The 23,479-nt window shown below is 71.4% G+C and carries 19 protein-coding genes and 1 pseudogene; 10 read left to right on the top strand and 10 right to left on the bottom strand.

Going from position 1 to position 23,479, the window contains the following annotated elements; translation table 11 throughout:
* Positions 1-23: 23 nt before the first annotated feature.
* From C4J65_RS00875 to C4J65_RS00860, 4 genes are read right to left on the bottom strand one after another with little or no spacing between them, the layout of a single operon-like run.
* Positions 24-1,520, bottom strand: coding sequence for a cryptochrome/photolyase family protein (locus C4J65_RS00875; protein WP_162832960.1), 1,497 nt, complete (start codon positions 1,518-1,520; stop codon positions 24-26).
* 11 nt (positions 1,521-1,531) lie between these two features.
* Positions 1,532-2,905, bottom strand: coding sequence for a deoxyribodipyrimidine photo-lyase (locus C4J65_RS00870; protein WP_115740601.1), 1,374 nt, complete (start codon positions 2,903-2,905; stop codon positions 1,532-1,534).
* Between the two features lie 48 nt (positions 2,906-2,953).
* On the bottom strand, positions 2,954-4,525 hold the full coding sequence (locus tag C4J65_RS00865) for an SDR family oxidoreductase (RefSeq protein ID WP_115740600.1): 1,572 nt from the start codon (positions 4,523-4,525) through the stop codon (positions 2,954-2,956).
* A gap of 47 nt (positions 4,526-4,572) precedes the next feature.
* Positions 4,573-5,511, bottom strand: coding sequence for a hypothetical protein (locus C4J65_RS00860; protein ID WP_115740599.1), 939 nt, complete (start codon positions 5,509-5,511; stop codon positions 4,573-4,575).
* 165 nt (positions 5,512-5,676) lie between these two features.
* On the opposite strand from C4J65_RS00860, the gene C4J65_RS00855 reads away from it, so the two are divergent.
* Positions 5,677-6,279, top strand: a complete 603-nt coding sequence (locus tag C4J65_RS00855) for a DUF4383 domain-containing protein (RefSeq protein WP_115740598.1) — start codon at positions 5,677-5,679, stop codon at positions 6,277-6,279.
* Between the two features lie 39 nt (positions 6,280-6,318).
* On the opposite strand, the gene C4J65_RS00850 is transcribed toward C4J65_RS00855, so the two are convergent.
* From C4J65_RS00850 to C4J65_RS00840, 3 genes and pseudogenes are all read right to left on the bottom strand, one after another.
* Entirely contained in the window at positions 6,319-6,852 is a 534-nt protein-coding gene (locus C4J65_RS00850; RefSeq protein ID WP_115740597.1) for an ester cyclase, read from the bottom strand.
* 165 nt (positions 6,853-7,017) lie between these two features.
* Positions 7,018-8,485, bottom strand: a pseudogene (locus C4J65_RS00845) (HAMP domain-containing sensor histidine kinase).
* Positions 8,482-9,213: a response regulator transcription factor gene (locus C4J65_RS00840; RefSeq protein ID WP_115740596.1), complete on the bottom strand. Its 732-nt coding sequence runs from the start codon at positions 9,211-9,213 to the stop codon at positions 8,482-8,484. Before C4J65_RS00840 ends, C4J65_RS00845 begins: the two are co-directional and overlap by 4 nt.
* 144 nt (positions 9,214-9,357) lie before the next feature.
* Between C4J65_RS00840 and C4J65_RS00835 the strand changes: the two genes are divergently transcribed.
* From C4J65_RS00835 to C4J65_RS00795, 9 genes are all read left to right on the top strand, one after another.
* Positions 9,358-10,728, top strand: coding sequence for a ferredoxin reductase family protein (locus C4J65_RS00835; protein ID WP_115740595.1), 1,371 nt, complete (start codon positions 9,358-9,360; stop codon positions 10,726-10,728).
* Positions 10,729-10,736: 8 nt separating this feature from the next.
* On the top strand, positions 10,737-11,180 hold the full coding sequence (locus C4J65_RS00830; protein WP_115740594.1) for an FMN-binding protein: 444 nt from the start codon (positions 10,737-10,739) through the stop codon (positions 11,178-11,180).
* A 28-nt stretch (positions 11,181-11,208) separates the two neighbouring features.
* Positions 11,209-11,910 carry an FAD:protein FMN transferase gene (locus C4J65_RS00825; RefSeq protein ID WP_162833523.1) on the top strand — a complete coding sequence of 234 codons (702 nt, stop codon included), beginning with the start codon at positions 11,209-11,211 and terminating at the stop codon, positions 11,908-11,910.
* A 142-nt stretch (positions 11,911-12,052) separates the two neighbouring features.
* A complete protein-coding gene (locus C4J65_RS00820; protein WP_115740592.1) occupies positions 12,053-12,742 on the top strand; it encodes a response regulator transcription factor in 690 nt (229 codons plus the stop codon).
* Positions 12,743-12,902: 160 nt separating this feature from the next.
* A complete protein-coding gene (locus tag C4J65_RS00815) occupies positions 12,903-13,808 on the top strand; it encodes a universal stress protein (RefSeq protein WP_115740591.1) in 906 nt (301 codons plus the stop codon).
* 26 nt (positions 13,809-13,834) lie between these two features.
* Entirely contained in the window at positions 13,835-14,692 is an 858-nt protein-coding gene (locus C4J65_RS00810) for a universal stress protein (protein WP_115740590.1), read from the top strand.
* Between the two features lie 92 nt (positions 14,693-14,784).
* Complete coding sequence (locus C4J65_RS00805; RefSeq protein WP_115740589.1) at positions 14,785-17,475, top strand: bifunctional GNAT family N-acetyltransferase/acetate--CoA ligase family protein; 2,691 nt, start codon at positions 14,785-14,787, stop codon at positions 17,473-17,475.
* Positions 17,476-17,816: 341 nt separating this feature from the next.
* Positions 17,817-18,887 (top strand): zinc-dependent alcohol dehydrogenase family protein, encoded by a 1,071-nt coding sequence (locus C4J65_RS00800; RefSeq protein WP_115746234.1) that lies wholly within the window; start codon positions 17,817-17,819, stop codon positions 18,885-18,887.
* A gap of 178 nt (positions 18,888-19,065) precedes the next feature.
* Positions 19,066-19,506, top strand: a complete 441-nt coding sequence (locus C4J65_RS00795; RefSeq protein WP_115740588.1) for a pyridoxamine 5'-phosphate oxidase family protein — start codon at positions 19,066-19,068, stop codon at positions 19,504-19,506.
* Positions 19,507-19,673: 167 nt separating this feature from the next.
* On the opposite strand, the gene ppdK is transcribed toward C4J65_RS00795, so the two are convergent.
* The 3 genes from ppdK to C4J65_RS00780 form a co-directional block, all read right to left on the bottom strand.
* Complete coding sequence (gene ppdK / locus C4J65_RS00790) at positions 19,674-22,379, bottom strand: pyruvate, phosphate dikinase (RefSeq protein WP_115740587.1); 2,706 nt, start codon at positions 22,377-22,379, stop codon at positions 19,674-19,676.
* 231 nt (positions 22,380-22,610) lie between these two features.
* A complete protein-coding gene (locus C4J65_RS00785; RefSeq protein ID WP_102929781.1) occupies positions 22,611-22,874 on the bottom strand; it encodes a hypothetical protein in 264 nt (87 codons plus the stop codon).
* Positions 22,871-23,323, bottom strand: a complete 453-nt coding sequence (locus tag C4J65_RS00780) for an SHOCT domain-containing protein (RefSeq protein ID WP_115740586.1) — start codon at positions 23,321-23,323, stop codon at positions 22,871-22,873. Before C4J65_RS00780 ends, C4J65_RS00785 begins: the two co-directional genes overlap by 4 nt.
* Between the last annotated feature and the right edge of the window lie 156 nt (positions 23,324-23,479).

The raw sequence follows: 23,479 nt of genomic DNA, 5'->3' as shown, positions 1-23,479 counted from the left end.
CCACCGGCGCAACGGTGAGAGGTTCAAGGGGGTGTGTCACCCCGCGCATGCTCCTGGTCGCGTACCTCCGGAAGGCCGGCGAGCCGGTCCAACTGCCGTACCGGCCGGGCCACGCGCTGATTGCCGGCCAGCAGTTCCCGGTGCCGGTCGAGGAACGCCCAGTAGCCGGCGGTGTACGGACACGCGTGCTCGCCGGTGCGGTCGCCGGGCCGGTAGACGCACGGGCCGCAGAAGTCGCTCATGCGGTTCACGTACGCGCCGCCCGACGTGTAGGGCCTGGTGGTCATCCGGCCGCCGTCGGCGTACTGGGACATGCCGACGACGTTGGGGAGCATGACCCAGTCGTAGCCGTCCACGAAGCAGCGGTGGAACCAGTCCGTGACGGCGGCGGGGTCCCAGCCCCGCTGGAGCGCGTGACTGCCGAGCACCATCAGTCGGGGGATGTGGTGCGTCCAGCCCGTGTCCCGCACCTGGGCCAAGACCGTGCGCAGGCAGTTCGCCCGCACGGCGTCCGCGTCCAGGCCGCTCCACCAGTCCGGCAGCGGCGCGGTGTGCCGGAGCGTGTTGGAGCGCCGGTAGTCCTCGCCGAAGTACCAGTACACCTGCCAGACGTACTCGCGCCAGCCGGCGATCTGCCGCACGAAGCCCTCCACGCTGTTCAGCGGCGCCAGACCCCCGCGCCAGGCGCGCTCCGCCCGTTCGACGCACTCGGCAGGGTCGAGCAGGCCGAGGTTCAGGGAGGACGAGAGAAGGCTGTGGCTCATCGCGGGGTCGCCGACGAGCATGGCGTCCTCGTAGGGGCCGAACGTGGCGAGCCGGTGTTCGACGAAACGCCGCAGTGCCCGTCGCGCCTCCGCCCGGGTGGCGGGGAACAGGCGGGGCCCGTCCCGTCCGACGAAGGAGACGTCACTGTCGCGCTCCCAGCGGTCGAGGTCGTGGCGGACCTCCTCGTCGATGCCGTCCTCGCGGGGCCGGTACGGGCGGCCGACCTGGAGTGAGGTGGCCTCGCGGGGCGGGGGTTCCCGGTTGTCGTGATCGAGGTTCCACCGTCCTCCCGCGGGCTGCTCGCCGTCCATGAGCAGGTCGTGCCCGCGGCGGACCCAGCGGTAGAAGTCCTCCTGCCGCAGGCGCCTGCCGCCGTGGCCGTCGGCCCAGGCGGTGAAGTCGGCCATCGGCACGAGGAAGCCGCGGGCGGGGCCCACCGTCACTCCGGGCAGGGTGCGCACCAGGCGCAGGGCCGCGTGCGAGGTGGGGTGGTGGACGCCGACCGGGCGCCCGCGCGCCGCCCGTTCGAGGCCCTGACGGTAGGTGTCGGCACGCACGTACGTGACGCGGTCGCCCAGTTCGGCCGCGCGGTGGCGCATCGCGGACAGCACCAGGTGGGCCTTGGCCCGGTGGAATCGGCGCCGCCGGAAGACGGAGCGCGCCTCGATCATGAGCAACGGGGTTTCCGGTCCGGGTCCCCCTTCGCCCGGCGTGAGGAAGTGCGGACCCAGTTGGTCACCGAAGAGCCAGTGCACGACGCGTCCCCTCAGTCCCGGCCGCGGGCGTGCTTGAAGCGCGCGAGCCCGTCGGCGAGGTCGACGAGCGGGTCCGGGTAGTCGAGTTCTCCTCGTTCCGCTGCCGACAGGCGCCAGGGTTCGTGCACCTTCCTGCCGGTCACGTTCCTGAGTTCGGGGACCCAGCGCCGTACGTAGATGCCGTCCGGGTCGAACCGCTTGGCCTGGACGAGCGGATTGAGGACGCGGTGGGGGCGGGTGTCGGTGCCGGTGCCGGCGACCCACTGCCAGTTGAGCTGGTTGTTGACGACATCGCCGTCCACGAGGAGGTCCAGGAAGTGCCGGGCGCCGATCCGCCAGTCGACGTACAGCGTCTTGGTCAGGAAACTCGCCACCAGCAACCGTGCCCGGTTGTGCATCCAGCCCTGGTGACGCAACTGGCGCATGGCCGCGTCGACGACCGGGTAACCCGTCCGTCCGCCCCGCCAGGCGACGATGTCCTCGGCGGCGTCCTCCTCGTCACGCCAGCGGTCGTGCCGGGTGCGGTAGTCCTTCACCGACGCCTCGGGCCGGGCCGCCAGCACCTGGTGGTGGAAGTCCCGCCAGCACACCTGGCGGACGAACGCCTCCGCGCCGGGCCCGCCGTGCGCGCGGGCCCGGTGGACGAGTTCCAGCGGGGAGAGCGCACCGAAGTGGAGGTACGGCGACAGCCGGGACGTGGCATCGTCCGCGAGGTCGTCGTGCCGCTCCTCGTAGCGGGACAGTCCGGAGCGCGACCACCGTGCGAACCGGTCGCGCCCGGCCGTCTCCCCTCCGGCCGGAAGACCGGGCGAGGCACCGGCCACGTCCGCGCGGTCGGGCAGCGGCTCGCCGCGGACTCCGTCCGGCACACGCACGGTGCGCGGAGCGGCCAGGGGCTTTCTCGACGAGACCTGCGACCAGCGGCGGAAGTAGGGAGTGAACACCGCGAAGTGGTCCGAGCCGGAGGGCGTCACCGCCCCCGGGGCGACGGCGGTGATCACCGTCTCGTGCACGCGCAGTGCGACGCCGTCCTCGCCCAGTTCCTCGCGCAGCCGTTCCTCGCGGTGCTGGGCGTACGCGGTGACACCTGCGGCCACGTGCACCTCGGCGGCCCCGCACTGGGCGGCGACCGCGCGGACCTCCCGGACGACCGGTCCGTTGCGGACCACGAGCCGGCCACCGCGGTGGCGCAGCGAGGAGTCGACGTCGCCGAGACAGTCGGCGAGGAAGGCCCTGCGGTTGGGGGCGTCGAACCCCGCCGCGTGGATGCCGGCGTCGAGGACGAACAGCGGCACCACCTCGTCCGCCGCCTCGAGCGCGGCGTGCAGAGGCGGGTGATCGTGCAGACGCAGGTCCGAGGTGAACAGGACGACCGCGACGGTCATGACGTCACTCCTGGCGCAGTGGTGCTTGAGTGGTGCTTGGACGAAGGCTCAGTGCTCCACACTTCGCGGGCTGCGTCGACGCCGGATGCGCCCCGATCGGTCATCACTCCTGCGGGCGGTCAGGCCCTTGGCGGCGGCCTGACCGATGTTGCGCGCCATGCCGCCGAAGACAACGGCATGGAAGGGGGACACCGACCACCAGTAGGCGTGGCCGAGCAGCCCACGCGGATGGAACAGGGCACGCTGCCGATAGCGGGTATGGCCTTCCGCGTCCGTCTCGACGTGCATCTCCAGCCACGCCAGTCCCGGCAGCCGCATCTCCGCACGCAGCCGCAGCAGCCGTCCCGGTTCGATCTCCTCGACCCGCCAGAAGTCCAGCGAGTCGCCGACCCGCAGGTGCTGGGCGTCCCGCCGGCCGCGGCGCAGCCCGACACCGCCGACGAACCGGTCCAGCCAGCCGCGGACGGCCCAGGCCAGCGGGAAGGAGTACCAGCCGTTGTCCCCGCCGATGCCCTCCACCACTTTCCACAGGGCTTCCGGAGACGCGTCGACCCGCAGTTCCCGCTCGTCCTGGTACAGACTGCCGCCGGCCCAGTCGGGGTCGGTGGGCAGGGGATCACTGGGGGCCCCGGGGACCGAGGCGGACGACCAGCGCGTGGCCACCTGGGCCTCCCGGACCCGACGCAGGGCCAGCGCCAGGGCTTCGTCGAACGGCAGGGGCCGGCCGGGAGCGTCGGGGACGTACCGGGCGATGTCGTGCTCCTGGCACACCACCTCATGACGCAGGGACTCCGTCAGGGGCCGGGCGAGGGCGGCCGGGACCGGGGTGACGAGGCCGACCCAGTGGCTGGACAGCCCGGGAGTGAGCACCGGAACGGGCACGATGACCCGCCGCCGGAGCCCGCTCACGGTGGCGTAGCGGCGCATCATCTCGCGGTAGGTGAGCACGCCCGGCCCTCCGACGTCGAAGGCGCGGTCGACGTTGTCCGGCATGGTGGCCGACCCGACCAGGTAGTGCAACACGTCGCGGATCGCGATGGGCTGGGTACGGGTGTGCACCCAACTGGGCGTCACCATGACGGGAAGCCGCTCGGTCAGGTAGCGCAGCATCTCGAAGGACGCCGACCCCGATCCGATGACCACAGCGGCCCGCAGCACGGTGGCGGGCACGGGTGCGTCGAGGAAGATGCGGCCGACCTCCGCGCGTGACCGCAGATGAGGGGAGAGCGTGCGTTCGGGAACGCCCCGCGGAGTCAGACCACCCAGGTAGACGATCCTCCGCACGCCCGCCTTGTACGCCTGTTGGGCGAAGACGCGCGCCGCGCGACGGTCGGTGTCCTCGAAGCCGGAGCCCGACCCGAGGGCGTGCACCAGGTAGTAGGCGACGTCGACGCCGCGCATGGCCTCGGCGACGGAACGCGGGTCGGTGACGTCTCCCCGCACGCTCTCGACATCGGACGCCCAGGGCTGGTCACGGAGTTTGGCCGGGGTGCGGGCCAGACACCGCACCCGGTGACCGGCCCCCAGCAACTCCGGCACGAGGCGTCCGCCGACGTACCCGGAGGCGCCGGTCACCAGAGAGAGCAGTCGTTCCTGGTCCTGCCGTCCGTTCGCCGCCACGGCTCTTTCCTTCCGGTCCGTTCACCACACCTTGCCGGGACTTCCGATCACTTGCTCCACAACGTCACCGCGCCCGTCGCGGCGGGGCGGCCCCCGGCCGTGGCCAGGAACCGGGACCCGCCCGGTTCCGCCAAGGTCTCGATCAGGGCACCGCCCGACGGCACCGGTGCGCACACGTCCGCCCGCAGCCCGATCACCGCGGCAGCCGTCATCCCACTCTCCAGCAGAACCGCCTGCCGCCCCGCCTCCAGGACCGCCAACAGGGGCATGCGCGCCGGCCGGCCTGCCAGGAGCACCGGGTGCCCGGGGTCGCGCGGGGCGGTCACCAGTCGTTCCCGAGGGGTCCGCGCCAGCATCACGTCGCCGGCGGCCGTGGCACCGACCGCGGCCGCCGGGGGATGCAGCAGACCCGGAAGCGGTGCTCCCTCCACGGGTACCGCCGAGCCCGCCGGGCGGGTGAACCGCATGGTGCACGACCCGAAGGATTCCCCCGTGTGCAGGAACTCGGTCGTGACGCGATGGGACACGGGCCGACCGGCCACGGTCACCAGATCGCTCACGCTCATCCGCACGTCCACGTCGGTGGCGCCGTCCCGCTCCACGGGCCACGACCGCAGCCGCAGTCCCAGGCCGACCGAGACGGGTTCGAGCCGAGCACGAACCGCTCCCGGAGGACGGCCGTACTCCAGTGCGAGGGCGAGCTGCCGGGTGGACTCCGCCATGATCAGCGGATGGTGCGCCACCGCGCCCAGCGCGCGTTCGTTCAGCGGATGCAGGCGGGGCCACTGGCAACGGGCCGCGAAGCAGCGACTGCCGAGGCGGCCGAAGGACTCCACCAGCAGCGACGCCATCGTGTCCAGACCCAGGCCGCGCCAGGTGAGCGGTACCTGCCGTACCACCGGCTCCCGCGCCGGACGGCCACCGACGCCGTCGTCGTGCCGCCGGCCGTACGCGTCGAACGCCTGGTCCGTCGCCACCTCGTGCATGAGCGTCTCCTGCCGGCAGGCCGGGCGGTGCGGCCGCTGCCCGCACCAGGTCGTCACTGCCCACTTCGGATACAGGGCCCGCGGCGGATGCACGCTGCGGTACCGGCCCGGGGCCCTGTTTCCGGACATGCATCCGAAGTAAGCGCACACGCGGAAACAACGGACATGAGGCTAAAAGACGAAATGCCCGTCGATCACCATCTGGCCACCGTCTATCGCTACGGCGCGGGCTTCTGCGGGCTGGTCCTGCTGGTCTTCGCATGTCTCGGCTTCGCGGACGCGCTGAGCCCGTTCGACACCGCGGGCGACACGATCGCCGGCATGACCACCAACGTCGCGCTCAGCGTGATCTCCGCCGTCGTCGGTCTGACGCTGCTCGCCGGCGCGGCGGTCGGCGGCAACTTCGCCTCGGTCCTCAACATGACGGTCGGCGCGCTCTTCGTCCTGAGCGGGTTCTTCCACGTCTTCGTACTGGACCGTCGCGCCAACGTCCTCGACTTCGGGATGACCAACGTGATCTTCAGCTTCGTCATGGGACTGGCCATCGCCACGTTCGGCATGTACGGCCGGGTGTCCAGCAAGCTGTCGCACGACAACCCCTACTGGCAGCGTCGTCATCCCGAGCAGGCGGCTCGGGAACGAGAGGCGGCAGCCGCCCTGCCGGACGCGGAACGGGGCGGGCACGCTCTGCCCGCAGGACAGGGCCCCGAGGGCGCGAGGGCACCACGATCACCCGCCCGGCGTCCTCCCAGGAACGGGATGCGCTGACGGCCGGTCCGCGCGCGGGGCCAAGGCGCCAGGCGGGGGCTACGGAGCGTGGCTGCGTTGACGCGCGTGATGCTCCCGCCAGCGGTCGGTCAGCTGCGTCTTCACGTTGAACGCCCTGGTCGCGGCACGGTCGGCCGCTGAACCGCGGGAGGGCAGGAGGCCGATCTGGCGGCCCAGTTCGGCGCCGTCGAAGATGGTTCGGGAACGCCGGATGCGTCCGGTGTCCACTTCGACGAAGTCGACACCCTGCAGGGCGATGTGCCGTTTCGTGGGGGCGAGACCCTGGTACGGCGCTCCGTCGAAGGTACCGGTCATGCGCCATTCCACCGCTGCGTACCGGTCGTCTCCGACGGCGTGTTCCATGGTCATCACCAGGTCGGGCATGGCCAGGCGGACCTCCTCGAAGTACCGCCGCACAGCCTGTCGGCCCCGGCGCCGACCCACGGGGACGATGTCGTAGACGACATCCTCGTGGAGAAGTTCGGTGAAGTGGTCCAGATGTCCGGCGGCCACGGACCGGAACGCTGCTCGGGCCACGTCGACGGGGTCGACACTGTGCGCTGTTGCATTCACGGCCGCCTCCTGAAGTCGGTGGAGGGCACGCGCCGGAAGCCCGGCGGAGTGCCTGACGGAATCACTGCCGGTTTCCTTTCCAGAGTGGATCCCCAGCACGTCCGGTGCACCCCGACGGCCACGGTCCGTGGCCAGTGCGACGCTCCAGTCCCATGCCGGCCGAGGCTATCCAGGCGGTCGTCGCGGCAGGCGCACGGTGAACGTGGTGGTGCCCGGGCCGCCGGTGACGGTCGCGGTGCCGCCGTGTGCGGCGGCCACCGCGGCGACGATGGACAGCCCGAGGCCCGTGCCGCCCCCGTCGGCGCCGCGGGGGCCGTCTCCGTGGACGAATCGGTCGAAGAGGTGGTCGCGCAGGGCGGGCGGGACACCCGGCCCGTCGTCGGTCACCGTGAGGCAGGCGGTGCCCTCGTCGTCCCGTCGTACACCCACGGTCACCGCGGTACCGGGAGGTGTGTGCAGCCGGGCGTTGGCCGTGAGGTTCGCGAGAAGCTCGTGAAGGCGGTGCCGGTCGCCCGACACGATGACCGGCTCCCGCGGCAGTTCCAGGGACCACCGGTGATCCGGACCGGCGGCGCGCGCGTCGTCGACCACGTCCAGCACGAGCCGCGTCAGGTCGACGGGTTCGTCCTCCAGGGGGCGGCCGGCGTCTAGGCGGGCGAGCAGGAGAAGGTCGTCGACCATGGCGCCCATCCGGGCCGACTCCGCGGCGATCCGCTCCAGCGCGCGGCCCACCTCGGGTGGCAGGGGGCCGGGGTGGAGCAGGGCCAGCTCGGCGTGACCGCGCACCGAGGCCACGGGGGTGCGCAGTTCGTGACTGGCGTCGGCGGAGAAGCTGCGCAGACGCTCCTCACTGCGCTGGCGCTGGGTCAGGGCATGCTCCACGTGGCCCAGCATCCGGTTGAACGCGGTGGTGACCTGGTCCACCTCCTCGCTGCGCGGCCGGGTGTCGGGGGCGCGCGCGGGCAGCGCGACCGTCCCGCTCGCGAGGGGAAGCTCACTGACCCGGGTCGCGGTGTCGGCGATGCGGCTGAGGGAGCGCAGGGACCAGCGCACCCAGAGCGCACCCGCGACGCCGGCACCGACGAGCGCCAGCCCGAAGACGCCGCCCGCGACGAGTTCGAGCCGGTGGACCGCCGCTTCGACCGGCTCCAGCGGCAGGCCGGTGATCAGTGTGTCGCCGTCCCGCCCCTGCCATGCCATCACTCGGTAGTCGCCGAGGCCGGTCAGCTCGACGCTGTGGCCCTGTCCGTCCGTGGGCACAGCCGCGAGGGCCCGGGCGTCGTCGGCGTCGACCTCGAGGGTGACCACGTCAGCCGGTGCGTCGCCCTGTCGGACCACGGCGGCGTTGGTCACCCGGCCGTCCGCGATCCGGACCCCCAGCGTCTCGGCGGCCTGGCGGCGGGTGTCACCGCGTTCGTCTCCGTCGTGGTCGTCGTGGTCCGTGTCCGGGTGCTCCAGACTCGCCGCGAAAGCGCTGCCCGTGTCGGCCAGCTGCTGGTCGAGGCGGTCGGTGAGGAACCCGTTCAGTTCCAAGTACGGCCGCCCCGCCCACCGTGGCGCACGCGACGGCGAGCAGCACGAGCAGTCCGGCGGTCAGGCGGGCGCGCAGCGTACGAAGGCGCGGCCACCTCACTGGGGCGCCGGCTTCAGGACGTACCCGGCGCCCCGCACCGTGTGGATCATCGGGGTGCGGCCCGAGTCGATCTTCTTGCGAAGGTACGAGATGTACAGCTCGACGACGTGGGCACCGCCTCCGAAGTCGTAGGACCAGACCAGATCGAGAAGCTGCGTCTTGCTCAACACCTGACGAGCGTGCCGCATGAGGCAGCGCAGCAGCTGGAACTCGGTCGGCGACAGGTCGATCAGGTCGCCGCCCCGGGTGACTTCGTGCGCGTCCTCGTCCAGTTCCAGGTCCCCGACCACGAGCAGGGAGTCGGTCGCCCGCTCGCGCGTCATCCCGGCGCGGCGCAGCAGGCCGCGCAGTCGCGCGACGAGCTCCCCGAGGCTGAACGCCTTGGTCACGTAGTCGTCGCCGCCCGCCGTGATCCCGGTGATGCGGTCCTCGACGGCATCCCGCGCCGTGAGGAACAGCACGCACACGTGCGGCTGCTCGGCGCGCAGGTCGCGCAGGACCGACAGCCCGTCGCGGTCCGGCAGCATGATGTCCAGGACGACGGCGTCGGGCCGGAAGGCGCGGGCTTCGCGGACGGCGGCATCCGCCGAGGCCGCCGCGCGGACATCCCAGCCCTCGTAGCGCAGGGCCCCGGTAACGACCTCGGCGAGATCGGGTTCGTCGTCGACGACGAGGACGCGCACGGGGGTGCCGTCGGCACGGGTCAGGACTGCGCTGGGTGTGGTCATGGCCGTCCCAGCATCCCCCGTAACCCTCTGGATTTCCTCTGAACGTCGTCTGCGCCCCGCGTACCGTCGCGGCCGGGGTGCGGCTCAGAGCCGGCTCAGAGGTCGCGGCGCCACAGTGGACAGCCCCTGCCCGAGGAGACGTCCATGGCTACCGTGACCGACCGACCGCCCCCGGCGCGGCACCGCGCCCCCGCCACGCCGTGGCGGGCGTCACCGGCCGCGGCGCTCCAGGCGGCCGCGTGGGCCGGAGGCATCGCCGTACTCGCGCTGTGGTGGAGGGACACGGGCTCGGTCGTCGGCGCGGCCGGCTGGCTCACCGGTGCCGGGCGCATCACGGGGCTCCTGTGCGGATACATGTGTGCCCTGCTGGTCGCCCTGATGGCGCGGGTGCCGTGGCTGGAGAGCCGGGTGGGCAGCGACCGTGCCGCGCGCTGGCACGCCTCGGCGGGTCGCTGGACCATCGGCCTGCTCCTGGCACACATCCTGCTGATCGTCCTCGGCTACGCGGCACAGGCACAGGTGGGGGCGTTGAGAGAACTCGGCACGATCGTGTTCGATCTGCCGGAGATGCTCAAAGCCACGGCAGGCGCCCTGATACTGCTCGCCGTCGGCTACACCTCGGCGCGCGCGGTACGCCGCCGGATGCGTTACGAGACCTGGTACCACCTGCACCTGTTCACGTACGCGGCGGTCTTCCTCGGCTTCTCGCACCAGCTGGCCCTGGGCGCCGACTTCGTGAGCAACCCGCCCGCTCGCGCCGCCTGGTACACGCTGTACGTCTCCGTGGCCTGCCTGGTCCTGTATTTCCGTGTCCTCATCCCGGTGCGGCTCAATCTCCGGCACCGGATCCATGTCGAGGCCGTCGTGCCCGAGGCGCCCGGTGTGTACTCCGTCTGGATGCAGGGTCGCCGGCTCGACCGGCTCGACGCCCGGCCCGGGCAGTTCCTGCGCTGGCGCTTCCTGACCCCCGGCATGCGGGGCGCCAGCCATCCGTACTCGCTCTCGGCCGTGCCGCGCGACGACCTGATGCGCATCACCGTCCAGACGCTCGGCGATCACAGTGCGGCCGTCGCCGCCCTCCGCCCCGGCACCCGGGTGTGGGCGGAAGGGCCGTACGGAGCCCTCACCGCGGCACGACGCAGCCGCCGCAAGGTGTTGCTGATCGCGGGCGGCACCGGGATCACCCCGCTGCGCACGCTGTTCGAGACGCTGCCCGCCGCGCCCGGCGACCTGACGCTGCTCTACCGGGCGCGCACCCCGCAGGAGCTGGCGCTGAGCGGGGAACTGGAAGCCGTCGCCGCCGCACGCGGAGCCCGTCTCGTGTACGTCCTCAACAACCCGGACGGCGCGCGCGTCCGGATCACCGCGGAACGGCTCAGGGCGATCGTGCCGGACGTCGACCGGCACGACGTGTACCTGTGCGGGCCGAGGGGGCTGTCCCTGGCCGTGTACGACGCCCTGCGGGACGCCGGGGTGCCCGCGTCCCGCATCCACCACGAGTCCTTCGAACTGTGAGCCCCGCCATGCGCGCCCACCCCGTCCGCCGCACCGCGCTGACCTGCGCCGCCACCGTCACCGTGACGGTCCTCGCGCTGTCCCTCAAGCCTCACCATCCGCCGGTCGGCGCCCTGCCGCCCGCCACGACGCCCACGCCGAGCAGCGGCACCGGCACGGGGGGAACCTCCTCGGGAACCCGTACGGTCACAGGTCCCACGGTCCAGACCCGCTACGGACCCGTTCAGGTGCAGCTCACGCTCGACGGTTCGCGGATCGTCGCCGCGCGCGCCGTGCAGTCTCCCGGCGGCGACCCCCGCAGCCGGCAGATCAACGCCTCGGCGGTGCCCGCTCTCATCAAGGAGACGGTGGACGCCCAGAGCGCCCACCTCGACGCGGTCTCGGGCGCGACCTACACGAGCGAGGGCTACATGAGCTCTCTGCAGAGCGCGCTGGACCAGGCTCGTGCCTGAGCCGGAACTGCACCGCGTGGTGCACACGATGGGCACGGCGTTCTCCTGCACGGTGCGTGCCGAACCCACGCCCAGCCTCCGCCGGGCCCTCGACGCGGCCGAAGGCCTGCTGCACCACGTCGACGAGGTCTTCTCGCCCTTCCGGCCGGACAGCGCCGTCAGTCGCGTCAGGGACGGGCGGCCCGTGCCCGAGGAGTGGCAGCCGGAACTGCGTGAAATCCTCGCCCTGTGTGCGGACGCCCACCGGCGCACCGGCGGCCGGTTCGCGGCGTGGCACTCGGGCGTCTTCGACCCGAGCGGTCTCGTCAAGGGATGGGCGGTGGAGCGTGCTGCGGTTCTGCTCCGCGAGGCGGGGGCGGAGCACGTGTGTCTCAACGGGGGAGGGGACGTGCAACTGTACGGCGGGCCCTGGCGCGTGGGCATCACCCATCCCCTCCGGCCCGGTTCCTGCGCCGCGGTGGTCGAGTCGCCCGGAGGCCCGCTGGCAATCGCCACGTCCAGGCCCGGCGAGCGGGGATGCCACATCGTGGACCCGCGCACCGGCGCGCCGCCCACGGACGGCCTCGCCTCGCTGACCGTGACCGCATCTTCGCTCACGGAGGCCGACATGCTCGCGACGGCTGCGTACTGCATGGGCGCCGAAGCCCACGGGTGGCTGGGCACCCTGCCCGGCGTCGCCGCGTTCGCGGTGATGCCGGACGGACAGACCTGGACGTCCGGCAACGGCTGAACGAGGAGGCCGTCGGCTGCCGGGCATCGGAGCCGCGAGCCGGGCGGACGGCTGGAAGAGGGCCGACCGGCCCTGGCATTCGGTCCCTGCTGGAAGAAGACTGGCACTGTGGGCAGGACGCCTCATCGAGGAGCGATCGACGATGGACAGCGAGCAGCCCGACCGCGTGACCGCGATCACAGTCTTTCTTCTGGACGATCACGCAGTGGTCCGGCGAGGGGTGCACGACCTGCTGGACGACGAGCCCGACATCACCGTGGTCGGCGAGGGGGCGACCGTCGAGCAGGCCCTGGTGCGCGTCCCTGCGCTGCGTCCGGACGTCGCGGTGCTGGACGTACGGCTGCCGGACGGTGACGGGGTGACCGTGTGCCGGGAGCTGCGGTCGAGCATGCCGGACCTCGCCTGTCTGATGCTGACCTCGTTCGACGACGAGGAGGCGCTGCTCGACTCGATCATGGCGGGCGCGGCCGGATACGTCCTGAAACAGATCGAGGGCTCGGACCTCGTCTCGGCCGTACGCACGGTGGCCCGTGGCCAGTCACTGCTGGACCCGGCCGCCGCCGCGAAGCTGATGGCACGCCTGCGCGGCGGTCAGGACCGGGAGCAGGAGTCGAACGCGCTGCCCGGTCTGACCGAGCGGGAGCGGGACATCCTGGCACTGATCGGCGAGGGGCTGACCAACCGACAGATCGGCCAGCGGTTGTACCTGGCCGAGAAGACGGTCAAGAACCACATCTCCCGCTTGCTCGCCAAGCTGGGCGTGGAGCGTCGCGTCCAGGCCGCCGTCATCGCCACCCACGCGGAGGACCGTCTGCGGGACGAAAGGGAGTGAGCGGCGGCACAACCACCGTTTTGCCGTGTGCCCGGCCCGGTCGGCTCCGGCAGTCCGTCGAAGGGACCCTCGTCCGTGTTCCGGGACGAGCAGCCCCTACCCCGTCCACCTGTTGCGAGCAATGCTGAAGTCAGAAGGACCGACACGGGAGGTGGGAGGCATGACCCGCACGATCACCGTAGGGATCGACGGCTCTCCTCAGAGCCACGCCGCCGCTGAGTGGGCGGCCCGCGAGGCTGATCTGCGTGACCTGCCCGTACGACTCCTGCACGTGTGGGAGCCGGCCCCCGCAGCCCTGACCCAGGATCCGATTCTCGGTGCCGAGACGCACCGGTACTGGACCGAGCGTGTCCCGCGGGAGACCGGCGAAGGGCTCCGACTGCGTCATCCCGGTGTCGTGGTGACCAGTGACCAGCGGTCGGGCCCACCGGCGGACACCCTGGTCAAGGCCGCCGACGAGGCGGAACTCCTGGTCCTCGGCTCGCGCGCCCTGAGCGGACTCGGCGGCTTTCTGGTCGGCTCGGTAGGTCAATCGGTGATCGTCCACACCGAGACTCCCGTTATCTTCGTACGTGCCGGTGAGCAGGCGGCCGACGAGCACGTCATGGACCCCGTCGGCATCCCGTCCGCAGCCACTGACTTCCGTCCGGTCGTCGTCGGACTCGACATCGGCAGCTCTGACGACGATGTGCTCGACTTCGCCTTCGCGGAGGCACGGTGCCGCAGGACGACGCTGTGCGTGGTCAGTGGCTGGCACCTGCCGGCCTACTCCCCCTATGGACTGGCCGCGGACGCCTCACTGAACGAAGGGGTGGCCCGTAGGAAAGCGGCCGACCTTACCCGCGTGCTGTTGCCCTGGCGGCAGAAGTACCCGAGCGTCAAGGTCATCGAGGTGTCCCGCTCCGGCAGCCCCGCCAACCATCTGGTCGACGTGTCGCACGACGCGTCCCTGGTGGTCGTCGGGCGGCGCATTCGGCGCAACCCGCTGGGCGTGCACATCGGCGCCGTCACGCACGCGGTGCTGCACCATGCAACCGCACCCGTCGCCGTCGTGGCGCATCCCTGACGCGTCCCGTCGAGAGGAGAGGCGTCATGTATCTGCCTCTGGTGGTCGGAGTAGACGGATCCGAGTCCAGTCTGCGGGCTGTGGACTGGGCGGCCGACGAGGCCGACCTGCACGAAGTCCCGCTCCTCGTGGTCTTCGGGACCCTGTGGGAGCGGTACGAAGGTGCCGCGCTCGCCCGCGAGCTGGGCAGGCCGTCCACCGAGATGAAGGCTGACGACATCCTCAAGGCCGCAGCCCGGCGTGCCCGGCAGTGGCATCCCGACCTCGTGGTCACCACTGAGACGGCGCCCGACGAGGCCGAGCACGCCCTGGTGTGCGCGGGACGGAACGCGTCCATGATCATTGTGGGCAGCCGAGGTCGGAGCGGTGTGGCCGACAGGCTGTTGGGTTCCGTCAGCCGGACCGTGGCCGCCATGAGCGACTGCCCGGTCGTCGTCGTACGCGGCAACCACGACAACCGGGCCCTCGGAGGACGACACGACCGCATTGTCGTCGGCATCGGTGCCGGCGAGACGTCGGCATCCGTCCTGCGGCTCGCCTTCACCGAAGCGCATCTGCGCCAGGTGCCGCTGGCAGCCGTACGGGCCTGGCGCTGCCCCGCCCACGAAACGGTCGATCACCCACTGCTGACGGGAGAACCCGCCCGGCTGTACGAGGAGCGCGCAGCCAAGGAGCTGGAAACAGCCCTGGGAGACGCACCGTCCGATGTCGCCGTGGGGCGGCACACCGTCGAGGGCCCGGCCCGCGCCGTGCTGCCTGCCGCTTCGGCGGACGCAGGCCTGCTGGTGATCGGCCGCCGCGTCCACGGGCGGCTCGGCCGGGTCGCCCACGCCGTCCTGCACCGCTCGGCCTGCCCGGTCGTCGTCGTGCCCGAGCGGACGTGAGCGCACTGCGCGGCCACGCAGCCGGCCGGGACCGGTCGGCCGGGTAACGCGGCATCGGTCAGCGCTATCGGTACTGGCGAGAGGAGAGCCCGATGACAGCGGTTTTGGCAAGGCCGGCTATCCACGCCCTGCTCGCGGACGGCACCACCGTTCGCATTCGCGCCGTGGAACCCGAGGATCGTGATCAACTGCACAGGCTCTACGAGGAGATGTCGCCCGAGAACCTGCGCATGCGCTTTTTCGCCGTGAGCCCTGGCTCCGCCGCCCTCGCCGCAGACCACGCATGCGAACCGGCCAGGCCGGGCCGCCGGGCCCTGGTAGCCGAGCTACAGGGCCGGATCATCGGCCTCGCCGAGTACGACGCGGGCGACGAGCGAGGGTCGGCGGAGCTGGCCGTCGCTGTCGCGGAAGGCCTGCACCATCGCGGCGTCGGCACACTGCTCGTCGAGCACCTGGCGTGCGCGGCCCGGGCCGACGGCATCACGTTCTTCCGGGCCGACGCCCTCAGTGAGAACCGGGAAGTGATGCGTCTCTTCACCGATCTGGGGCTGCGAGTCACCCGTCGAGCAGACGGACCCGAGACGCGCTGCACCATCACGCTCGACCAGGACGACGCCTACCTCAGGGCGGTGGAGGACCGTGGCCGTACCGCGGACCTGGCGAGTTTGGAACCTCTGTTCAGGCCCCGGGCAGTCGCCGTGGTCGGGGTCGGCCGACGACCTGGGTCCGTGGGACGCGCCGTGCTCCGGCACTTGATCACCGGCGGCTTCACCGGTCGATTGTTCGCCGTCAATCCTCACGCTCATGCACTCCTCGGTGTCCCCTCGTACCCGGCAGTCGCTGAACTGCCCTTCCCGCCCGACCTCGTGGTTGTCGCGACCCCCGCCCCCGCCGTGCCCACCGTGGCGGAGGAGTCCGGCAAGGCCGGTGTACGCGCCCTGGCGGTGGTGTCGGCAGGTCTCGACTCCGTTCAGGCGCAGGCGCTGCTCACTGCCTGCCGCACCTATGGAATGCGCCTTGTCGGCCCCAACTGCCTCGGTGTCGCCAACACCGACCCGGCGCTGCGGATGGACGCGACCTTCGCCGCCGGACACCCGCGCCCCGGATCCGCGGGCATCGGCGTTCAGTCCGGTGGCGTCGGTATCGCCCTGCTCGAAGGACTGTCCCGTCTGGGCATCGGGGTGTCGACGTTCGCCTCGCTCGGCGACAAGTACGACGTCAGTGGCAACGACATGCTTCAGTGGTGGGAGAACGACGGTGTGACCCGCCTCGCCCTGCTGCACCTGGAGTCCTTCGGCAACCCGCGGGCCTTTTCGCGCACCGCCCGGCGTGTCACCCGACGGATGCCGTTGCTCACCGTCGACGCAGGACGCACCGACGCGGGGCGTCGGGCTGCCGCCTCGCACAGTGCCGCCGCGGCCACCAGCACTCTGACGAGGCATGCCCTGTTCACTCAGGCCGGCATCACCGCGACCCGCTCGGTCGGCGAACTGCTGGAGGCGGCCGCCCTGTTCCATGCCCAACCGCTGCCCGCCGGCCCCAGGGTCGCGATCGTGACCAACGCGGGCGGGGCCGGCGTACTGGCCGCAGACGCATGTGTGGAAGCGGGACTCGCGCTGCCCGCGCTCGCCTCCGACCTGGGCGAGGACCTGTCGGCGGTGCTACCCGACGGAGCGGCCGTCGGCAACCCGGTGGATGTCACCGCCGCTGTCGGTGAGGACGAACTGCGTGCCTGCCTCGACCTGCTCACCGACCACCGCGGTGTCGACGCCGTCGTGGTCGCCCTCGTACCCACGGCGGTGGCCGCCGCGACCGGCGACGACCTCGTAAGAGCCGTCACGCAGGGGCCCGCCGGACGGCGCGGTCCAACAGTGCTGGTCCGTATGGAACAGGGCCTGTCCGTCCGTCTGCTGCCGGCCACCGGGGGGAATGTGATCCCCTCGTACTCCGAACCGCACGCGGCGGCACGCGCGTTGGCCCACGCCGCCCGCCGGACGGCCTGGCTGGCCCGCCCACCCGGCATCAGAAGGATTCCCGAGAGGATCGACACGCGCCGGTCGCGTGCCGTGGCAGACAACTGGTTTGCGGCGCACCCGGAAGGAGGATGGCTCGGGCCGCGGACCCGTGCCCAACTCCTGAGCTGCTACGGCATCCCACAAGTCCCGTGGGCCTGGGCGGAGACGGAGGACGAAGCCATACGCGCCGCCGAGCGTCTGGGCGGTCCCGACGGCCGGGTCGTACTGAAGGCCTACTGGCCGGGACTGGTGCACAAGAGTGACCAGCATGCCGTGTGTCTTGATCTCATCGGCGCAGGCCAGGTACGGAGTGCATACGAGGATCTTCGGGCACGCTTCGACGGACTGATGACCGGGGTCGTCGTGCAGTCGCTGGCTGGACGCGGTACCGAACTGCTCGCCGGTGTCGTCCAGGACCAGGTCTTCGGACCGCTGATCATTTTCGGACTGGGCGGCACCGCCACGGAGGTGTTCGCCGACCGGGCGGCTCGGCTCGCTCCCCTCACCGATCTGGACGTGCACGACCTGATCGCTTCACCGCGCTGCGCTTCGCTGCTCTTCGGAGCCTCCGGCTCGGATCCGGTCGACATTGACGCCCTGGAGCAACTCCTCCACCGGCTTTCATGGATGGCGGAGAACGTGCCGCAACTTGCCGAGGCCGACCTCAACCCGGTTCTCGCGACATCCGGCGGGCTCTCGGTCCTGGATGCCCGAGTTCGCCTGCTGCCGCGCCGTCCGCAGGACCCGTATCTGCGCCGACTCCGCTGACGAGGGGACTGGGCGGCAGACGATTCCCGACGGAAGGTGAACCGCCCATGCTCCACGGCTCTCCCTGCAGGGGCGCAACGCCCCTGACAGGCCCCTACTGCCCGCCGCGTATGGGCTCGCGGCCGCTCGCCGTAACCCTCACGAGCGAGCACCACGAACCTGCCCAACCCAGGGCCGACAGGCGACAGGCGAGGGCCGACCGGCCCAAGCGTGGGCGCGTTGCCGTGGACAGGCTGGAGTTGTGGGGCGATCCCCGTCGAACCGGCGGTCGTGGGCCCACTCGGTGCAGACCGGTCACCAGGCCCCGGAGGCTCCCGAGCACAGAGAGGGTGAGCATCGCGATGAAGAGCTACGTATTCCACGGGCCGGGCCGGTCCGGGTGGGAGGACACACCCGACCCCGACGTGAAGGAGCCCACCGACGCGGTGGTCCGGGTCGACGCCGTCACGATCTGCGGCACGGACCTGCACATCCTGAAGGGGGACGTCCCCGAGGTGCGCCCCGGAACCGTCCTCGGCCACGAGGCGGTGGGCGAGATCGTCGAGGTCGGCACGGACGTGCGCACCGTACGTCCGGGAGACCGCGTCCTGGTGTCCTGCATCACCGCCTGCGGAAGGTGCCGCTACTGCCGTGAGGGCGTGTACGGCCAGTGCCTCGGCGGAGGCGGCTGGATCCTCGGCCACTTGATCAACGGGACCCAGGCGGAGTATGTACGCGTTCCGTACGCGGACCTCTCCGTGCACCCCCTGCCTGGTGCGGTCGCCGACCAGGACGCCGTACTGTTGGCCGACATCTTCCCGACGGCCTACGAGGTGGGTGTGCTCAACGGGCACGTCCGCCCGGGGGACACGGTCGTCGTGGTGGGCGCCGGGCCCATCGGACTGGCCGCCGTCGCCACGGCACGGTTGTTCGCGCCCGAACGGATCGTCGTCGTGGACCTGGCCGCCGCCCGGTTGGAGGCCGCCAGGAAGATCGGGGCCGACGCCGTGGCAGACGCCCGCGAGCAACCGGAGCAACTGGTCGCCGACCTGACCGGGGGACTCGGCGCCGATGTCGTCATCGAAGCCGTGGGCGTACCGGAGACGTTCGAGATGTGCACCCGCATGGTGCGTCCGGGCGGGCACGTCGCCAACGTCGGCGTGCACGGCAAGCCGGCGTCCCTGCACCTGGAAGACCTGTGGATCAAGAACGTCACGATCACCACCGGCTTGGTCGACACCCGGTCCACACCCACGCTGCTGCGCATGACCGCCTCCGGACGGCTTCCCACCGCCCAGTTGGTCACCCACACCTTCCCACTGGAACGCATGGAGGAGGCGTACGAGGTCTTCTCCGGCGCCGCGGACACCGGAGCACTGAAGGTGGTCCTCGGCAGTTCCCAGAGCGGAGTCGTCGCCGCAGACGCGGTGTGACGCCGCCCGGTCCGTCGGGCGGGCCGCGCGTCGGACACGTACGCCGCCGGACGCGTCGGCGGTCGCCCGCCGAATGATCATCAAGCAGGGGCGGAGTCCGCGGTGTGGATCTCCGTCCCGACCGGAGAGAGAAGGCCGTGATCACGAGTACGCACACGCGAGATACGGGTGGCGGCTGATGTACGACAACGACGGGTTCCGCGAACTGGACCGGCAGGAATGCCTTGAGCGACTGTCAACGGCGGATGTGGGCCGGGTCGTCTTCACACGCGACGCCCTGCCCGCAGTCCTCCCGGTCAACTTCTGCCTGGACCAGGACGATGCCGTGCTGCTGCGCACCTCGGCGGCGTCCGAGATGGTCCGCGCGGTCGACGGGGCCGTCGTCGCCTTCGAGGCCGACCAAGTCGACGCGGCGACACACGCCGGCTGGAGCGTCGTCGTCACCGGAGTCGCCTCCGTGACAGCGGACCCCGTTGAGCGGGACCGTCTCACAGTGATCGGCCCACGCTCGTGGGTGCCGTGGCCGGACGAGGTATTCGTCCGCATCGCCCCCGAGATCGTCACTGGTCGCGAACTCCTCGCGGGACGGACCGTGTACGGCGTGCGCCCGTCCTCGTGACGGGCCGGACGGGGCCATGAACCGCTCCTTCCCGGTTTGGAGGAATGACCGCCCCCCGAAGCCGACGGCACACACGTGGCGAACCCGAATTCATGAGCTTCGACACTCCGTCGGAGACGTGCGGCAGCACGGCGGGAGATCCCGGGGAACAGAAAGGGCATGAGGTTTCACCTGCTGTCGTCGGGTTCGCCCTCGTCCAGTGCGGCCCGTCCGGCCTCCAGCCGTGCCACCGGGACCCGGAACGGAGAGCAGGAGACGTAGTCGAGACCGGCGCTGTGGAAGAAGTGCACCGATTCCGGATCTCCGCCGTGTTCGCCGCACACACCTGTCTCCAGGGCGGGGCGAGCGGCTCTGCCCTCGGTGACGGCGGTCTCCACCAGCCGTCCGACGCCCTCGCGGTCGATCGTCTCGAAGGGGGAGGCGGCGAAGACGCCCTTGTCGAGGTAGGCGGAGAAGAAGGCCGCCTCGACGTCGTCGCGGGAGAAACCCCAGGTGGTCTGGGTGAGGTCGTTGGTGCCGAAGGAGAAGAACTCCGCGACCTCGGCGATCGGTCCGGCGGTGAGCGCCGCCCGCGGAAGTTCGATCATGGTGCCGACCGGGCAGGCCACCGGGACGCCTGTCGTTGCGGACACCTCGGCCAGGACGCGCTCCACCTCCTCGCGCACCAGCCGGAACTCCGTGACGTCGCCGACGAGCGGGACCATGATCTCCGCCCGGGGGTTGCCACCCGCCCGGGCACGCTCCACGACCGCCTCGGCGATCGCCCGGACCTGCATGGCGACCAGCCCGGGAACCACCAGGCCGAGACGCACGCCGCGCAGCCCGAGCATCGGATTCTCTTCGTGCATGCGGTTGACGGCGTCCAGCAGCTCGGCGTCGTGCGCGTCCACGACCTCACCGCGGGCTTCGGCGGCGGCGAGGCGGGTGGCGAGGTCGAGGCGGTCGGGCAGGAACTCGTGCAGCGGCGGATCGAGGAGGCGGATGGTGACCGGCAGCCCGTCCATTGCCGTGAGGATGCCCGTGAAGTCCTGGCGCTGCAGCGGCAGCAGGGCGTCGAGCGCCCGGTCGCGGCCCGCTTCGGTTTCCGCCAGGATCATCCGCTCGACCAGTCGGCGCCGCTCGCCCAGGAACATGTGCTCGGTGCGGCACAGGCCGATGCCCTGGGCGCCGAACCGGCGGGCGCGCGCGGCGTCCTCGGGAGTGTCGGCGTTGGCCCTGACCTCCAGCCGCCGTACCGCGTCCGCGCGGTCCAGGGCACGGGTGACGGCGCCGACCACCGCGTCCGGAGCCTCGTCGGCCCCGTCGGCCGTACCGGTCTCCAGGCGGCGCATCACGGCGGAGTCGACGAGGGGCACCGCACCGGCGTACACCGTGCCCGCGGAGCCGTCCACGGACAGCACGGTGCCCTCCTCGACGACGGTGCCGTCACCGGTGGTGAGCCGCCGGCCCTCGGTGTCCACCACGAGCTCCTCGGCGCCGCAGACGCAGACCTTGCCCATGCCGCGCGCGACAACGGCCGCGTGCGAGGTCTTGCCGCCACGGCTGGTCAGCACCGCCCGGGCGGCGACCATGCCGGGGAGGTCGTCCGGGTTGGTCTCCTGGCGCACCAGGACCACCGGCTCGCCGGCGGCGTGGCGCCGTACCGCCTCCGCGGAATCGAAGACGGCCGCGCCGACCGCGGCGCCCGGCGAGGCCGGCAGGCCGCGCGTGAGCGGGTCACCCGTCGAGGAGGCGTCGAAGCGGGGGAACATCAACCGGGCCAGTCCCTCCCCGCTCACTCGCGCGACGGCTTCGTCCGGGCTGATGAGGCCCTCGTCCGCCAGGGCGGCGGCGATGGTGAAGGCCGCCCCGGCGGTGCGTTTCCCCACCCGGGTCTGCAGCATCCACAGCTTTCCGCGCTCGATGGTGAACTCGATGTCGCACAGGTCGCGGTAGTGCTGTTCGAGCGTCCGCATGTGCTCCCGGAGCTGCCCGTAGGAGTGCGGGTCCAGGTGCTCCAGTTCGGCCAGGGGGACGGTATTGCGGATGCCGGCGACGACGTCCTCGCCCTGTGCGTCGGGCAGGTAGTCGCCGTACAGTCCGCGCCGTCCGGAGGCCGGGTCGCGGGTGAAGGCGACGCCGCTGCCGGAGTCGGCCCCGAGATTGCCGAAGACCATGCGCTGTACGTTGACGGCGGTGCCGAGGTCGTCCGGGATGTGCTCGCGGTGGCGGTACAGCCGCGCTCGTTCGCTGTTCCAGGAGTCGAAGACGGCCAGGACCGCCCGCCGCAGCTGGTGAGCCGGGGACTGCGGGAAGTCCTCGCCGGTCTCGCGGCGGATCAGTCCCTTGTACGCCTCCACGAGCCCGGACAGGTCAGCGGCGTCGAGGTGCACGTCGTCCGAGACGCCCCGCAGCTCCTTCAGACGCTCCAGCGCGCCCGCGAACAGCGCGGCGTCGACACCCATCACCGTGCTGCCGAACATCTGGACCAGCCGGCGATAGGAGTCCCAGGCGAAGCGCGCGCTGCCCGACGCCTTCGCCAGACCGGCCACCGAGTCGTCGTTCAGGCCCACGTCGAGGATCGTCTCCATCATGCCGGGCATGGAGAACCGGGCACCCGACCGCACGGACACCAGCAGCGGGTCGTCCCGCTGCCCCAGCCGCCGCCCGGCAGCCTTCTCCATCTCGGCCAGGTGCGCGGAAATCTCGCGGGCGAGACCGGCCGGCTCCGCGCCGGTCTCCAGATACGCCCGGCACGCCTCGGTGGTGAGAGTGAAGCCCGGCGGGACCGGCAGGCCGAGCCGGGTCATTTCGGCCAGGTTCGCCCCCTTGCCACCGAGCAGACCGGCCAGCTCGCGCCCGCCGTCGGTGAAGTCGTACACGTATCGGACCATGTCTCCCGCTCCTCGACTCGGAGGACTGTGTGCCGGTTCCGGCACGGTATGCCGCTTCCAGCGTCCCTTCACCGGCCGGCCCGATGCGAAGCCCACCGGTCCCGGAAGGGTGGGCCGTTCGGCCTTGCCGATGACTCGCCGAGCCCAGCGGCGGTGTTGACTGCCGCGGGCTGGTCGGACCGGGCAGGGGCGGTGACCGCCGCTCTGCGCGTGCATGGCCGAGGGCCGGGGTCAGTCCGCCCGACGTGAGTGCCGATTCGGCCGTCGCCGCAGGGTGAACAGGCAGGCGAGCATGCCAAGTGCCCAGGCGATCAAGAGCGCGCCCCACAGCGGCATGGTCACGATCGGAATCAGCAAACGGATCTCAACACTCGCGCTGTTCTCGAAAATGAAGATCAGCGCGATCGCGGTGATCACCGCGAATGGTATGAGACGGCGGACGCCGGGGCGGGAAAGGAACGATCCGTGCGCCTTGTCCGTGCTGGTCCGAGTCATGACGTCTCTCCATCACCGGCCCGTTCTGCCGGACCGTGACCAGAGAGAACAAGCTCCTTGGCCCTGCGGAACTCTTCGTTCGTGATGGCACCCCGGTCCCGGATCTCGGAAAGCCGGGCCAGTTCGTCGACGCTGCTTGAGCCTCCGGCCGCTGTCTTTCTGACGTAGGCGTCGAACTCCTGCTGCTGCGCACGGGCCCGGGTCGTTTCCCTGCGGCCCATGTCCCTGCCACGGACGATCACGTAAACGAGCACACCCAGGAAAGGCAGGACGATGCAGAACACCAGCCACCCGGCCTTCGTCCAGCCGTTCAGTTCGTCGTCCCTGAGGACGTCGATGACAACGCGGAACAGGAGGACGAACCACATGACCCACAGGAAGATCATCAGCATCGTCCAGAAGGCTCCGAGCAGCGGGTAGTCGTACGCAAGGTAGGTTTGTGCGTCCATTTCCGTCCTCCGTCCGGCCAGGACCCGGTCGTCGGTTCCCTACCGGGTTGTCGAGGTACACCCGCGGACAGCGCTGTTTCACCTCCAGCATCTCAGTACTTTCGCTACGCCGCGCGGTGCGTCGCGACCGCTGCTGCACGGAGCGGTTCACGGCGG

This window comes from Streptomyces sp. CB09001, from assembly GCF_003369795.1.
In the GTDB taxonomy this organism is placed as follows: Bacteria; Actinomycetota; Actinomycetes; order Streptomycetales; family Streptomycetaceae; genus Streptomyces.
Note: the sequence above shows the minus strand (reverse complement) of the source record. Positions and strands in the feature narration are given on the sequence as shown.